Below are 14003 nucleotides of genomic sequence, written 5' to 3' on the forward strand. Positions count from 1 at the left end.
GGGAAATCGCGAATGCGTACGTGCGTTCGATTTAACACCCCTAGCACAGAGGAGTTGCCGTGCGACAGAAGGTGACCGTAACCATTCTCAGCGTCCTGCTTTCGGCCATGGGGGTCACGCTCGCGGGCACGGCGGCGGCCGACCCCGGATGGGGCCGCCCGGCTCCCGAGCCGACCGTCCTCCCCACCGCCGAGCCGTCCCCGACGGCCGAGCAGCTCGCCGACCCCGGGTGGGGCTGACACCGCTTCGCTGCTCACCGGCCAGCCCCACCTGGCGGGTGAGCGTCACAGGCCCGAGCGCATCGCGCACGGGGGGGATCTGCAAGTCGGCCGCGGCCGAGGTAGGTGGGTAGGAACGTGTCGGACGTCGTCCGTGTGCTGCTGCTCGGGGTGATCGCCCTGGGTACGGCCGTTGTCTTGTGGTGCATGTACCGGTCCCTGCGGGGCCAGATCGACAGCCTGCGCGCCGAGGTAGCGTGCCTGCGGATTGAGCGCGTCCTCGGCACCGCCAAGGGCGCCCCCGCGGTCGACCTTCCGTCGGCGCCCCGGCTCGGTACGAAGCTGATCGCAGCCGGCGCCCTGGTGGGTGCCGCCGCTACGTCCGGTGCCGCCTGGGTTCTTTGGGGGTAGAGCCCCGCGTCGCCGACGCCCTGGCGGTCGAGGCCGTGTTCTACGGCCCGCCGCCGGGGCGTCGCTGCGTCTGCGGCGGCTACGCCGAGGCGACGGCCCGGAGCGTCGTACGGCCGCCGCGGAGCGACGTCTCGATGGTCTCCATGGCGTCGTCGTCAGCCTCGGGCAGGAGGTGTCCGTAGAGGTCCGAGGTCGTCTTGATCGACTCGTGGCCGAGGCGGCGCTGTACGTAGGTGAGCGAGTGACCGGCGCTGATGAGCGCGGACGCGTGACTGTGACGGAGGTCGTGTGGCGTCGGACGCTTGTACGCGGGCAGCAGCTGGTCCTCCTTCGCCTTGCGTACCGCGCGATGCCACCGGTCGGCGAAGGTGCTGTAGTGAAGGCGCTGCCCCTGGTCGCCGCGGAAGTAGAGGTCCTCGTCGTCCAGCTGGTCGACCCGCCTCAGTTCGGCCAGGGCCTCGATGACGGAGGTGCTGAGCCGGATGGTCCGCCGGCCTCGTGCCGACTTGGGCATGCCGATGTAGTAGCCGCCCTCGCCGTCGCGCTTCCAGGCCCGATGTATCCGCAGCCGCACGCGCGCGGGGTCGTCGTCGACGAGCAGGTACGGCGCCAGCGCCGTGAGTTCGGAGTAGCGGACGCCGGTTCCGTACGCCACCTCCACCATGAGCCGGTCCTGGCGCAGGGTGAGCCGGTCCCGGATGGCCGTCACCTCCTGAGGGGTCAGGTACTCGATGTCCTCGTCGGCCGCCGACGTGCCGCCGTCGTCCCGCCTGGGGAGCTTGGTGTGCTCGCAGGGGTTGCGGGCACGGAGCGGAGGCTCGGCCTTGACCGCCTCGGCGAGGATGGAGGACAGCAGCCCGTGGAGGTTCCGGATGGTCTTCGGGGACATCTTCCGGTTCTTGGGGCCGCGGCCCTTGCGGACCCTCGTCTGTTCGAGGGTCCGGACCCAGGCGCGCACGGTGTCGCTGGAGAAGTGTTCGGTGCTGCGGACGTCGCACTCGCCGAAGGTGGGGACGAGGTACATCTCCAGCTCGCGCAGGCACGCCCGACGGTAGTGCTCCTCGATGCCCGTCTTCAGGTTGATGATGTTGGTGGCGTAGACCCTGAACCGGTACTGCTCGTCGGCGTCCGCCCCGGGCTCCTCGGCCGCGATGTATCCGCGGCCCTTGACCCATCCGGCCGGCCACCGCTGCCCGGCCTCGTCGACGGCCTGCTTGAAGATGTGCGCCGCCGCCGCGCCCTCGTCGTCCCCGTCGAACTTCTCCGTGGCCCACTGGGGGTCCCCGGGCCGGCGGTTCGCGTCTCGCCATTTCACCTGGTAGCTGGTGATCTCTCCGTCGCGGTTCTTCCGCGGATGCACGCTCGCCATGGCATGACTGTAGCCGCGCGGTTCCCAAGCGGTTCCCACGCGGGGGCGACTTTCAGGCGGAGCTAGGTTGTTTTCCCAGGTGAGAGGCCCTTACCTGGTTGGTGCCCGGAACCGGACTTGAACCGGTACGGCCCGAAGGCCAGCGAGGTTTAAGCTCGCCGTGTCTGCTATTCCACCATCCGGGCGTTGCCGCGATGCTCCGCGTTGGCACAGGAGCCTATCGGGGCCCTTCCCTCGTTCAGCGGAACGAGCGACCGATGTTGTCTTATTTTATTGACGTCTGAGGGTGCGTCAGCGCAGGTCGGCGGCCTTTTCGCGAACTGTGACCGGGGTCGCAGGCGCAAAGCCGCCACCCCCGGATTGACCAGATCTCGCCGCATGTGTGTCACGTCCGCCGCCGGGGTCGCCGTCATACCAGAGGAGGACCCCCGGGGGGTCCGGTCCGACCCAAGGCGGCCCCCGGAACGGGCACGTGGGCGGACGACCCGGGCGGGAACGTCCGAAACGATGGAGTGGTTCCCGGGACCGCGATTCCGGGGCCGCCGTGATCCATCGTCGTGACAGGAGTCCCCCTCGTGACCACCACCCCCACCGTGCCCCGCACCACCGCGGTGGCCGCCCGCGCCACGGAGCTCACGAAGGTCTACGGAGAGGGCGAGACCCAGGTGGTCGCGCTCGACCGGGTCAGCGTCGACTTCCGGCAGGGCGAGTTCACCGCGATCATGGGCCCCTCCGGCTCCGGCAAGTCGACGCTCATGCACTGCGTCGCCGGCCTCGACTCCTTCTCCTCCGGCTCCGTCCGTATCGGCGACACCGAGCTGTCCACCCTCAAGGACAAGCACCTCACCCAGCTCCGCCGGGACAAGATCGGCTTCATCTTCCAGGCGTTCAACCTGCTGCCGACCCTGACCGCCATGGAGAACATCACGCTCCCCATGGACATCGCCGGCCGCAAGCCCGACCAGGCGTGGGTCCAGCAGGTCATCGACATGCTCGGCCTCTCCGGCCGGCTCAAGCACCGCCCGACCGAGCTCTCCGGCGGCCAGCAGCAGCGCGTCGCCGTCGCCCGCGCCCTCGCCTCCCGGCCCGAGATCGTCTTCGGCGACGAGCCCACCGGAAACCTCGACTCGCGCTCCGGCGCCGAGGTCCTCGGCTTCCTCCGCAACTCGGTCCGCGAGCTCGGCCAGACCGTCGTCATGGTCACCCACGACCCCGTCGCCGCCTCCTACGCCGACCGCGTGATCTTCCTGGCCGACGGCCGGATCGTCGACGAGATGCTGCGGCCCACCGCCGACGGCGTCCTCGACCGCATGAAGGCGTTCGACGCCAAGGGCCGTACGAGCTGACGCCGCGGTCCCCGCCCGGCGCCGCCGCGCGCCGCGGGCCCCGCACCCGACTTCCGCCCCGCCTTCCTCCAGGACCCCATCCATGTTCCGTACCGCCCTGCGCAACGTCCTCGCGCACAAGGCGCGGCTGCTGATGACCGTGCTCGCCGTCATGCTCGGCGTCGCCTTCGTGTCCGGCACCCTCGTCTTCACCGACACCCTCTCCCAGGCGTTCCGCGGCCAGTCCGCGAAGAGCTACGACGACGTGGCCGTCGCCGTCAGCCTGCGGCCCGACCCGGAGGAGGCCGCGAAGAACCCCGGGCTCTCCCAGGCCACCGTCGACAAGGTCGCCCGGCTCGACGGCGTCACCCGCGTCCAGCCGCGCGTCGACGGCTTCGCCGGCGTGCCGGACGCGAAGGGCAAGCTGATCGGCTCCGGCTGGTCCAACAAGGGCACCAACTTCGCCCCCGGCCCCGACGGCGAGGACCCGGCCCTCGCCTTCACCGCCGGACACGGCCCCGCCGCCGCGGACCAGATCGCCCTCGACAAGGAGACCGCCGACAAGGGCGGCTACCAGGTCGGCGAGCGGGTCCGGGTCGCCACCAACGGGCCGGTGAAGGAGTACACCCTCGCCGGCGTCTTCACCACCGAGGACGGCGCCGTCAACGCCGGCGGCAGCCTGGTCGTCTTCGACGGCCCGGTCGCCCAGAAGCTGTACCTGAAGCCGGGCTACTACTCCGACCTGAACGTCTCGGCCGCCCCCGGCGCCGACGACGACAAGCTCCGCGACGAGGTCCTGAAGGTCGTCCCGAAGGCCGCGACGGCGCAGACCGGCGCCCAGCTCGCCGACGAGCAGGCCCGCGAGATCGAGTCGAGCCTCGGCACCCTCAACCAGATGCTGCTCGGCTTCGCCGGCATCGCGCTCTTCGTCGGCGTCTTCCTGATCTCCAACACCTTCACCATGCTGGTCGCCCAGCGCACCAAGGAACTGGCCCTGATGCGCGCCGTCGGCGCCTCCCGCCGGCAGATCACCCGGTCCGTCCTGGCCGAGGCCGGCATCGTCGGCCTGGTCGCCTCCGCCGTCGGCTACGTCCTCGGCATCGGGCTCGCCGCGGGCCTGCGCTCCGCCATGGCCGCGTTCGAGATGAAGGTCCCGGACGGCGAGCTCGTCCTGGGCGCCACCCCGGCCCTCGCCGCCTTCGGCGTCGGCGTCCTCATCACCCTGCTCGCCGCCTGGCTGCCCGGCCGCCGCGCCGCGAAGATCCCGCCGGTCGCCGCGATGAACAGCGTCCACGCGACCCCGAACACCAAGTCGCTCGTCGTGCGGAACGCGATCGGCGCCGCCGTCACCGCCCTCGGCGCCGTCCTCATCGTGCTCGGCGCCGGCCAGGGCGGCGACGAAGGCCGCATGATCATCGCGGGCGGCGCCTTCGCCACCCTCATCGGCGTCATCGTCCTCATCCCGTTCCTGGCCCGGCCCGTGATCGCCCTGATCCGCCCCTTCTTCGTGAAGGCCTTCGGGATCTCCGGCAAGCTCGCCGGCCTCAACGCGGTCCGCAACCCGCGCCGCACCGGCGCCACCGCCTCCGCGCTCGCCATCGGCCTCACCCTGGTCACCGGCCTCACGGTGATCGGCGTCAGCGGCGGCCAGGCCATCGACAAGATGACCGTCGACGGCATCAAGGCCGACTACATGGTGACGATGGCCAGCGGCGACGGCCTGTCGAAGGAAGCCCTCGCGGCCCTGGAGAAGGCCCCCGGCGTCACCGCGGTCTCCCCGCAGCAGGCCGGCGCCCTCGAACTCGACGGGAAGTTCACCGCCGCCTCCGGCGTGACTCCCGGCCAGATCGAGAAGCTCATCCGGTTCGAGGACGTGGAGGGCTCGCTGGCCGGCCTCGGCAAGGGCCAGATCGCCGTGGCCGAGGACACCGCCGCCAAGCGCGGTCTGAAGGTCGGCTCCACCGTCCCGGTCGAGTACCTGGACAAGAAGAAGGGCACGCTGACCGTCACCGCCCTCTACAAGGGCACCGAGACCCTCTCGCCCGTCGTCATGGACGCGAAGCTCCTCGACGCGCACGACCCGCAGAAGTACATCCGCGAGATCTACGTCGCCGTCGAGGGCGGCGCCGGCGACGCCGGCGAGCAGGCGCTGATGAAGGCCATGGGCGACAACCCGGCCATCAGCGTCCTCGACAAGAAGGACATCCGCGACGTCCTCGGCGGCCAGATCAACCTGATGCTCAACATCATGTACGGCCTGCTCGCGATGGCCCTGATCATCGCCGTCCTCGGCGTCGTCAACACCCTCGCGATGTCCGTCTTCGAGCGGCAGCAGGAGATCGGCATGATCCGCGCGATCGGTCTCGACCGCCGCCGGGTGAAGCGCATGGTCCGCCTGGAGGCCGTGGTCATCTCCGTCTTCGGCGCGATCGTCGGCATCGGTCTCGGCACCTTCCTCGCCTGGGCCCTCGGCAAGACCTTCGAGTCGGGCCTGCCGGGCTACAGCCTGGTCATGCCGTGGGACCGCATCGGACTCTTCCTGGTCCTGGCCGCCCTGGTCGGCGTGCTGGCCTCGCTCTGGCCGGCCCGCAGCGCCGCCCGGCTGAACATGCTCACCGCCATCAAGGCCGAGTAGCGCCGGCGGTACGAGAAGGAGGGCCGGTGTCCCCGAGGGGGCACCGGCCCTCGCGCTACTCCGTCCACTCCCGGGAGCGCAGCGGCAGCCCGCTCGTCCCGGCGGCGGGCGTCTTCACCGCCAGGAACTGGTTCACGCCGATCCGGTTGCGCTCGAAGGAGACCGCCGAGGCCGCCATGTAGAGCCGCCAGATCCGGGCCCGGCCGGGCGAGGTGAGCCGCACCGCGCGGTCCCAGTCCCGCTCCAGGTTCGCCACCCAGCGGCGCAGCGTCAGCGCGTAGTGCTCGCGGATCGCCTCGACGTCCCGGACCTCGAAGCCGGCGTCCTCCAGGGTCGTCAGGGTGCGGCCCATGGGGGCGAGTTCGCCGTCGGGGAAGACGTACGCGTCGATGAAGGGGTCGACCCGGTACGCCTCCTCGTCGGGCTCGGGGCGGCGCCCGATCTGGTGGTTGAGGAGCCGCCCGCCGGGCTTCAGAAGGCCGTACAGGATGTCGGCGTACTCGCGGTACCGGACGGCGCCGACGTGCTCGGCCATGCCGATGGAGGAGATCGCGTCGAACGGCCCGTCGGACACGTCCCGGTAGTCCTGGACCCGGATCTCGATCCGGTCGGTCAGCCCCTCCTCGGCGATCCGCTTGCGGGCGAAGGCGGCCTGCTCGCGGGAGAGGGTGATGCCGACGACGCGGGCGCCGTACTCGCGGGCGGCGTGGAGGGCCATCGAGCCCCAGCCGCAGCCCACGTCGAGCAGCCGGTCGCCCTCCTTCAGGGCCAGTTTGCGGGCGATCAGGTCCAGCTTGTCGCGCTGGGCGTCCTCCAGGGTGCCGCCGTCGGTCCAGTAGGCGCACGAGTAGACCATCGACGGGCCGAGGACCAGGGCGTAGAAGTCGTTGCCGACGTCGTAGTGGTGACTGATCGCCTGCCGGTCGCGGCGCTTGCTGTGCCGGCCGCCGCTGCGGGCGCGGACCTCCTCGGCCGGCGGCTTCGGCGGCGGCAGCGGGCCGGCCAGCCGGAGCAGCGCCGCGCCGGCGGCCCGGATCCGCGGGTCGCGGACGGCGGAGAGCAGTCCGCCCGCCGCTTCCCCGTCGCGCTCCCAGATCAGTCCGGAGAGCCGGTCCAGGGCGTCGTAGAGGTCGCCCTCGACGTCGATCTCGCCGGCCACCCAGGCGCGGGCCAGGCCCAGTTCGCCGGGCTTCCAGATCATCCTGCGCAGGGCCCTGCGGTCCTTGATCACGAGAACCGGACCGGCTCCCGCGGGTCCCGCCTCGCTGCCGTCCCAGGCGCGCAGGCGCACCGGGAGGGGACTTCCCAGCAGTTCCCCGGCGAGAGTCGCGAGCCGCGTCGCGGCGTCGGCCATGGTGACACACCTCCGTGGCTTGCCCCGGACTGTCGTCCGCCGTCCTTCCGTCATCAAGGGAACACCGTCGGTGGGGATTTCCCATCCCGCCGCGACGCGAGGACTCGGCAGAACGCGCCGAAAGCACGCCGAAGGGCCGCCCGCACCACGGATGACGGACGGCCCTTCGGTACTGCGGGGTGTTACGACGCCTTGGCCTTCTCCGGGGCCGGGGCCGCGGCGGGGGCCGGGGCGGGCTTGGCGGCCTCGTAGAACTCCTCGCGCGGCGTCTCCATGGCGCCGAGCGACACGACCTCGCGCTTGAGGAACATGCCGAGGGTCCAGTCGGCGAAGACGCGGATCTTGCGGTTGAAGGTCGGCATCGCCATGCCGTGGTAGCCACGGTGCATGTACCAGGCGAGACGGCCCTTGAGCTTGATCTTGAACTTGCCCATGACGATCATGGCGACGCCCTTGTGGAGGCCGAGGCCGGCCACGGCGCCCTTGTTGGCGTGGCTGTACGTGCGCTGCTCGAAACCGCGCATGCCGGACACGACGTTGTCGCCGAGGACCTTGGCCTGGCGCAGGGCGTGCTGGGCGTTCGGCGGGCACCAGGCGCGCTCGGCCGGGACGCCGGCCTTGATGGCGGCGAGGTCCGGGACCTGGGCGTTGTCGCCGGCGGCCCAGACGTAGTCGAGGCCGTTGACCTGGAGCTTCTCGTTGCAGTCCACGTGGCCGCGGGGGCCGAGCGGCAGGCCGAAGCGGGCGAGCGCCGGGTTCGGCTTGACGCCGGCGGTCCACACGATGGTGCTGGAGTCGACCTCGAGGCCGTTCTTGAGCACGACGTGGCCGTCCACGCAGGAGTCCATGGAGGTCTCCAGGTAGATCTCGATGCCGCGGCTCTCCAGGTGCTCCTTGCCGTACTGGCCGAGCTTGGGGCCGACCTCGGGGAGGATCTTGTCGGCGGCGTCGACGAGGATGAAGCGCATGTCCTCGCGGGACACGTTGGTGTAGTACTTGGCCGCGTCGCGGGCCATGTCCTCGACCTCGCCGATGGTCTCGGCGCCGGCGAAGCCACCACCGACGAAGACGAAGGTCAGGGCCTTGCGGCGGACCTCCTCGTCGGTGGTCGAGTCGGCCTTGTCCAGCTGCTCGAGGACGTGGTTGCGCAGCCCGATGGCCTCCTCGATGCCCTTCATGCCGATGCCCTGCTCGGCGAGGCCGGGGATCGGGAAGGTGCGGGAGACGGCACCCATCGAGATGACCAGGTAGTCGAAGGGCAGCTCGTACGCCTCGCCGACGAGCGGCGCGATCGTGGCGACCTTGCGGTCCTGGTCGATGGTGGTGACCCGGCCGGTGAGCACCTCGGCTCCGCGCACGACGCGCCGCAGCGGGACGACGACGTGGCGCGGCGAGATGCTGCCGGCGGCGGCTTCGGGGAGGAAGGGCTGGTACGTCATGTACGACCGCGGGTCGACGACCGTGACGGTCGCCTCGGCGTAACGCATCTTCTTGAGGATGCGCCGCGCGGCGTACAGGCCAACGTACCCGCCGCCTACGATGAGGATCCTGGGACGCTCCGTGGTGCTCATGCCATCGAGTATCCACCCACCCCCGGGGGTCACCTCGTGCGCCCCTTCACAAGCTTCCGCGGGTGCTCTGCTACACTCCGCCGCCCACGTGATCCATGTCATGGTCGTGCAAAGGAACCAGGGTGCGGGGGCGAACGTTGTTCACCCCTACTGAACTGGTCCGGAGAGCCGCCGTTAACGCTGAACCGGCGGGTGCGTTCACACGATGGAAACATCGAGCGAAGTGGCCTCCGCGCCTGCGAAAGGGCCCTGATGACCCCCCGGGGAGGCCGGAAGACCTCCCTTCGGCGCCATCAGGGCCCTTTTCCTTGTGAAGAACTTCACGAAGCTTTCCCGACGGGGTGTCGCCGGGGGCCTCGATAGCTGCCCGCTATGCCACGGATAGGGCGATCCCATCGAGGATGTCGTGCTCGCTGACGACGACCTCGGCGGCTCCGACGCGCTCCACGATCTCCTGGAGGACCAGGGCGCCGGCCACGATGACGTCGACCCGGCCGGGGTGGACGACGGGGATCGCGGCCCGCTCGTCGTGGGTGGAGGCGAGGAGCCGGCGGGTGACCTCGGCGACCTGCGCGGCGGAGATCCGGGAGTGGTGGACCTTCTCGGAGTCGTACTCCGGCAGCCCGAGGGCGATGGCGGCGACGGTGGTGACGGAGCCGGCCAGGCCGACGAGGGTGTCGGCGGTGTCGAGCGGGACGGTCTCGGCGGCGAGGTCGAGGGCGGCGCGCACGTCGGCGCGGATGGCCTCGGCCTCCTCGGCGGTCGGCGGGTCGTGCCGGACGTGCCGCTCGGTGAGGCGGACGCAGCCGATGTCGACGGAGCGGGCGGCCTCGACGTGCCGGTTGCCGACGACGAACTCGGTGGAGCCGCCGCCGATGTCCACGACGAGGCGGCGGTCGTCGCCGCGCAGTTCGCCGGTGGCGCCGGTGAAGGAGAACGCGGCCTCCTGGTCGCCGGTGATGACCTCGGGCTCGACGCCGAGGATCGACACGACCCCGTCGACGAACTCCTGCCGGTTCTCGGCGTCGCGGGAGGCGGAGGTGGCGACGAAGCGGACCCGCTCGGCGCCCAGCTCCTCGATGACGGCGGCGTACGCGCGGCAGGCGGCGAAGGTCCGCTCCAGCGCCTCGGGGGCGAGCCGGCCGGTCTTGTCGACGCCCTGGCCGAGCCGGACGATCGTCATCCGCCGGTCCAGCTCGATCAGCTCGCCGGTCTCCGGGTGCACGTCGGCGACGAGGAGGCGGATGGAGTTGGTGCCGCAGTCGATTCCGGCGACCCGGGTCATTCCGCGGTCTCCTTCTTCTCGGCGCACGGGTTCACGCACGGGCCCTTGGCCCACCACTCGGGGAGCATGGCCAGGGCCTCGTCGCCGAACGGGTTGACGCCCGGGCCGGCGACGAGCGCGTGGCCGACGAGGACGTGCAGGCACTTCACGCGGTCGGGCATGCCGCCGGCGCTGGGGAAGCCCTCCAGGACCTCGATGGCGTCGCGGCGGGCGAGGTAGTCCTCGTGCGCGGCGCGGTAGGCGGCGGCGAGCTCCGGGTCGGTGGCGAGCCGGGCCTGCATCTCCTTCATGACCCCGTTGGCCTCCAGGGTGCCGATGGCCGAGGCCGCCCGGGGGCAGGTGAGGTAGTACGTGGTCGGGAAGGGGGTGCCGTCGGGCAGCCGGGGCGCGGTCTCGACGACGTCCGGGTTGCCGCAGGGGCAGCGGTGCGCGATGGCGCGCAGGCCGCGGGGCGGCCGGCCGAGCTGGGCCTCGAAGGCGGCGACGTCCGCCTCGGTGGGCTCGGTGCGTGCGGTCTGCGGAGGGGGCGTTTCCAAGGTGGGTCCTACAGTCGGGTCGGTCAGCGGCGGTCGGCGTTGTCCACGCCGTCCCAGAGGTTGTCGTACCAGGGGCGGTCGGACGTGCCCTGGTCGGCGCGGGGGCGGTCGGCCGCCCCGGGGTCGTTCACGGTGAAGCCGGTCTCGCCGGGGAGCACGTAGTGGAGGTGTTCGCGGGCGAGGCGGCGGACGTACGCGGGGTCCTGGAGGCGGGCCTTCTCGTCCCGCAGCTCCTCGACCCGGCGGGCGGCCTCGGCGGCCTTGCGCTCCTGGTCGGCGATCTCGCCCTGCTGGGAGACGTAGCTCCGTATCGGGTAGGCGAGGGCGACGACGAGGGAGCAGACGACCAGGGCGAGGAAGGCGGCGCGGCCGGTGAGCCGGGAGCGGCGGGCCTGGCGCCGGGTCTGGGAGCGGTAGACGCGGGCGGCGGTCTGTTCGCCGATCAGCCTGAGCCGGGTCGCGGTCGAGAACCGGTCCCCGTTCTTCACGGCCATGTCCTGCCGCCTCCCCTGTCTCCGGTCTCCCTCACACGTCCGTCCCCGCACACGGTACGGGACCGGGTGCGGGGACGGACGGAACTGCGGTGCCGGGGCAGGTCAGCCCTTGAAGCGCGGGAAGGCGCTGCGGCCGGCGTAGACGGCGGCGTCGTCGAGGATCTCCTCGATGCGCAGCAGCTGGTTGTACTTGGCGACGCGCTCGGAGCGGGCCGGGGCGCCGGTCTTGATCTGGCCGCAGTTGGTGGCGACGGCGAGGTCGGCGATGGTGACGTCCTCGGTCTCGCCGGAGCGGTGGGACATCATGCACTTGAAGCCGTTGCGCTGGGCGAGCTCGACGGCGTCGAGGGTCTCGGTCAGCGAGCCGATCTGGTTGACCTTGACCAGGAGGGCGTTGGCGGACTTCTCCTCGATGCCGCGGGCGAGGCGCTCGGGGTTGGTGACGAAGAGGTCGTCGCCGACGAGCTGGACCTTGTCGCCGAGCTTCTCGGTGATGACCTTCCAGCCGGCCCAGTCGTCCTCGAACAGCGGGTCCTCGATGGAGACGAGCGGGTACGCGGAGACGAGCTCCTCGTAGTACTCCGTCATCTCGGCGGCGGAGCGCTCCTTGCCCTCGAAGAGGTACTTGCCGTCCTTGTAGAACTCGGAGGCGGCGACGTCCAGGGCGAGGGCGACGTCCTTGCCGGGGACGTAGCCGGCCTGCTTGATGGCCTCCAGGATGAGGTCGAGCGCCTCGCGGTTGGAGCCGAGGTTGGGGGCGAAGCCGCCCTCGTCGCCGAGACCGGTGGACAGGCCCTTGGTCTTCAGGACGGACTTGAGGGTGTGGTAGACCTCGGTGCCCCAGCGCAGCGCCTCGGAGAAGGACTCCGCGCCGATCGGGGCGATCATGAACTCCTGGATGTCGACGTTGGAGTCGGCGTGCGACCCACCGTTGAGGATGTTCATCATCGGAACGGGCAGCAGGTGCGCGTTCGGGCCGCCCAGGTAGCGGAAGAGCGGGAGGTCGCTGGCCTCGGAGGCGGCGTGCGCGACGGCGAGCGAGACGCCGAGGATGGCGTTGGCGCCGAGCGACGACTTGTCCGGGGTGGCGTCCAGGTCGAACATGGCCTGGTCGATCAGGCGCTGCTCGGTGGCGTCGTAGCCGACGAGCTCCGGGCCGATCTGCTCGATGACGGCGAGGACGGCCTTCTCGACACCCTTGCCGAGGTAGCGGTTCTGGTCGCCGTCACGGAGCTCCAGAGCCTCGAACGCACCGGTGGAGGCACCGGACGGCACGGCAGCACGGCCGGTGCTGCCGTCGTCGAGGCCGACCTCGACCTCGACCGTGGGGTTGCCTCGGGAGTCCAGGATTTCCCGGGCTACGACGACGTCGATGGACGGCACGAGCATCTCCTTCTGGGATGTGACGCTAGGTGTGACGCAGGGGTCGCAAGGTCTCGTTCGCCTTGCGACAAGAGCCTAACCGGCTCCGGCGCTCCGGCCAGCCGACCGCCCGTCCCCTGGGACGAAAAAGGGCCCAAGAGCACGCATCGGAGGACGAAAGACCCGGGAACTACCGGGCGGTAACGCCGGAACCCCGGTCCGGAGCCACGGGGGAAGGGGGCTCGGGACCGGGGTGGTCACCGCGGGAGGGTCGTCGGGTGCCGGTGAGCCGCCGGACTCACCGCCACCGCGGCTCCTTACTTGAGGTGGAGCTGCTGGCCCGGGTAGATCAGGTCGGCGTTCTCGACGACGTCCTTGTTGAGCTCGAAGAGCTCGGCCCAGCCGCCCTCGACGCCCTGCGCCGCGGCGATCTTGCTGAGGGTGTCGCCGGCGACGACCTTGTACTCGCCGTCGCCCTTCTTGACCTTCTTGCCGGTCGGGGTGGTGACGGTCTTCTTGGCGGCGGCCTGCGGGGCGGCCTGCGCGGTGCGCTTCGGGGCCTGGCGCTGCTCGCTGCGGGTGGCGGACTGCTCCGAGGAGCGCTCGGGGGCGCTCTGGCGCGGGGCGGCCTGCTGGGTGCTCTGCTGCTGGGTGCTCCGCTGCTGCGGAGCGGCCTCGGCGGAGCCGCCGTCGTAGGAGGCGGAGGAGAGGCCGACGCCGCAGCTCGGCCAGGCGCCCTTGCCCTGGCCCGCGAGGACCTTCTCGGCGATGGCGATCTGCTGCGACTTGCTGGCCTGGTCGGCGGTGGCGGCGTAGGCGGTGCCGCCGTACGCGGCCCACGTGGAGGCGGAGAACTGGAGGCCGCCGTAGTAGCCGTTGCCGGTGTTGATGGACCAGTTGCCGCCGGACTCGCACTGGGCGACGCGGTCCCACTCGGAGGCGGTGGCGGCCGAGGCGGTGCCGGCGGCCATCAGCGGGGCGGCGACGGCCGCGCCGGTGACGCCGACGAGGGCGACGACGCGGGTGGCCTTGGAGGGACGACGACGCTTGCCCGTGCCGGAGAACAGCATGGAGTTTCCTCTTCACCGACGCCTGTGAGGTGAGCTGTCGGGTTCGGGCTGGAAGAGTCGCCCGGCCGCGTGTCCTAGCACGCGGCTTCACCCCTAGCCGGTCCTGCGGCCGTCGCTGTCGACGGCCGGGCCCGGCACGAACCTTGGGTCCCCCACTCCTGCCTGCGGCGCTTTCGCGACGACAGTTCCCGGCGGCCGACGGCAGGACTCGGCGTTTCGGTCGACGGGGCCCGCGGTGGCGAGCGGTGTCGACCGTAGACACACAGGTGCTCGAAGTTCAAAGAGGCTCACGACGGACAAAACGCCCTTCCTTGCCCTCCGTCAGACCTCGTTTGCGCAGGTGAGAGCTGACGGAAGCAAAGTTTGCGGACGT

12 protein-coding genes, 1 tRNA gene and 1 riboswitch are annotated in these 14003 nt (G+C 71.1%); of the genes, 4 read left to right on the forward strand and 9 right to left on the reverse strand.

Annotated elements, in window-relative coordinates:
• The first annotated feature begins 107 nt into the window (after positions 1-107).
• Together ACFVQZ_RS04840 and ACFVQZ_RS04845 are read left to right on the forward strand one after the other, a co-directional pair.
• Complete coding sequence (locus tag ACFVQZ_RS04840) at positions 108-239, forward strand: hypothetical protein (RefSeq protein ID WP_383619713.1); 132 nt, start codon at positions 108-110, stop codon at positions 237-239.
• 117 nt (positions 240-356) lie between these two features.
• Positions 357-629 carry a hypothetical protein gene (locus tag ACFVQZ_RS04845; protein ID WP_383619715.1) on the forward strand — a complete coding sequence of 91 codons (273 nt, stop codon included), beginning with the start codon at positions 357-359 and terminating at the stop codon, positions 627-629.
• Between the two features lie 79 nt (positions 630-708).
• Here the strand turns inward: ACFVQZ_RS04845 and ACFVQZ_RS04850 are convergent, their stop codons facing one another.
• Together ACFVQZ_RS04850 and ACFVQZ_RS04855 are read right to left on the reverse strand one after the other, a co-directional pair.
• Positions 709-1998: a tyrosine-type recombinase/integrase gene (locus tag ACFVQZ_RS04850; RefSeq protein WP_383619716.1), complete on the reverse strand. Its 1290-nt coding sequence runs from the start codon at positions 1996-1998 to the stop codon at positions 709-711.
• A gap of 99 nt (positions 1999-2097) precedes the next feature.
• Positions 2098-2183, reverse strand: a tRNA-Leu gene (locus ACFVQZ_RS04855).
• A 390-nt stretch (positions 2184-2573) separates the two neighbouring features.
• Between ACFVQZ_RS04855 and ACFVQZ_RS04860 the strand changes: the two genes are divergently transcribed.
• On the forward strand, positions 2574-3344 hold the full coding sequence (locus tag ACFVQZ_RS04860; RefSeq protein WP_030496712.1) for an ABC transporter ATP-binding protein: 771 nt from the start codon (positions 2574-2576) through the stop codon (positions 3342-3344).
• Between the two features lie 82 nt (positions 3345-3426).
• Positions 3427-5958: an ABC transporter permease gene (locus ACFVQZ_RS04865; protein WP_383619719.1), complete on the forward strand. Its 2532-nt coding sequence runs from the start codon at positions 3427-3429 to the stop codon at positions 5956-5958.
• 55 nt (positions 5959-6013) lie between these two features.
• Here the strand turns inward: ACFVQZ_RS04865 and ACFVQZ_RS04870 are convergent, their stop codons facing one another.
• From ACFVQZ_RS04870 to ACFVQZ_RS04900, 7 genes are all read right to left on the reverse strand, one after another.
• Positions 6014-7312: a class I SAM-dependent methyltransferase gene (locus ACFVQZ_RS04870; RefSeq protein WP_383619721.1), complete on the reverse strand. Its 1299-nt coding sequence runs from the start codon at positions 7310-7312 to the stop codon at positions 6014-6016.
• Positions 7313-7494: 182 nt separating this feature from the next.
• Positions 7495-8883 (reverse strand): NAD(P)/FAD-dependent oxidoreductase, encoded by a 1389-nt coding sequence (locus ACFVQZ_RS04875; RefSeq protein ID WP_030496709.1) that lies wholly within the window; start codon positions 8881-8883, stop codon positions 7495-7497.
• A 370-nt stretch (positions 8884-9253) separates the two neighbouring features.
• Positions 9254-10168 (reverse strand): Ppx/GppA phosphatase family protein, encoded by a 915-nt coding sequence (locus tag ACFVQZ_RS04880; RefSeq protein WP_030496708.1) that lies wholly within the window; start codon positions 10166-10168, stop codon positions 9254-9256.
• The gene (locus ACFVQZ_RS04885) at positions 10165-10704 is read right to left on the reverse strand and encodes a DUF501 domain-containing protein (protein WP_030496707.1); all 540 of its coding nucleotides are present in this window, start codon (positions 10702-10704) and stop codon (positions 10165-10167) included. Before ACFVQZ_RS04885 ends, ACFVQZ_RS04880 begins: the two co-directional genes overlap by 4 nt.
• 23 nt (positions 10705-10727) lie before the next feature.
• Complete coding sequence (locus tag ACFVQZ_RS04890; RefSeq protein ID WP_030496706.1) at positions 10728-11198, reverse strand: septum formation initiator family protein; 471 nt, start codon at positions 11196-11198, stop codon at positions 10728-10730.
• Positions 11199-11300: 102 nt separating this feature from the next.
• Positions 11301-12587 (reverse strand): phosphopyruvate hydratase, encoded by a 1287-nt coding sequence (gene eno, locus ACFVQZ_RS04895; protein WP_030496705.1) that lies wholly within the window; start codon positions 12585-12587, stop codon positions 11301-11303.
• Between the two features lie 290 nt (positions 12588-12877).
• A complete protein-coding gene (locus tag ACFVQZ_RS04900; RefSeq protein ID WP_383619724.1) occupies positions 12878-13630 on the reverse strand; it encodes a transglycosylase family protein in 753 nt (250 codons plus the stop codon).
• 4 nt (positions 13631-13634) lie between these two features.
• A riboswitch (cyclic di-AMP (ydaO/yuaA leader) is annotated at positions 13635-13810 on the reverse strand.
• Between the last annotated feature and the right edge of the window lie 193 nt (positions 13811-14003).

It is taken from the genome of Streptomyces sp. NPDC057854, assembly GCF_042797055.1.
GTDB lineage: Bacteria > Actinomycetota > Actinomycetes > Streptomycetales > Streptomycetaceae > Streptomyces.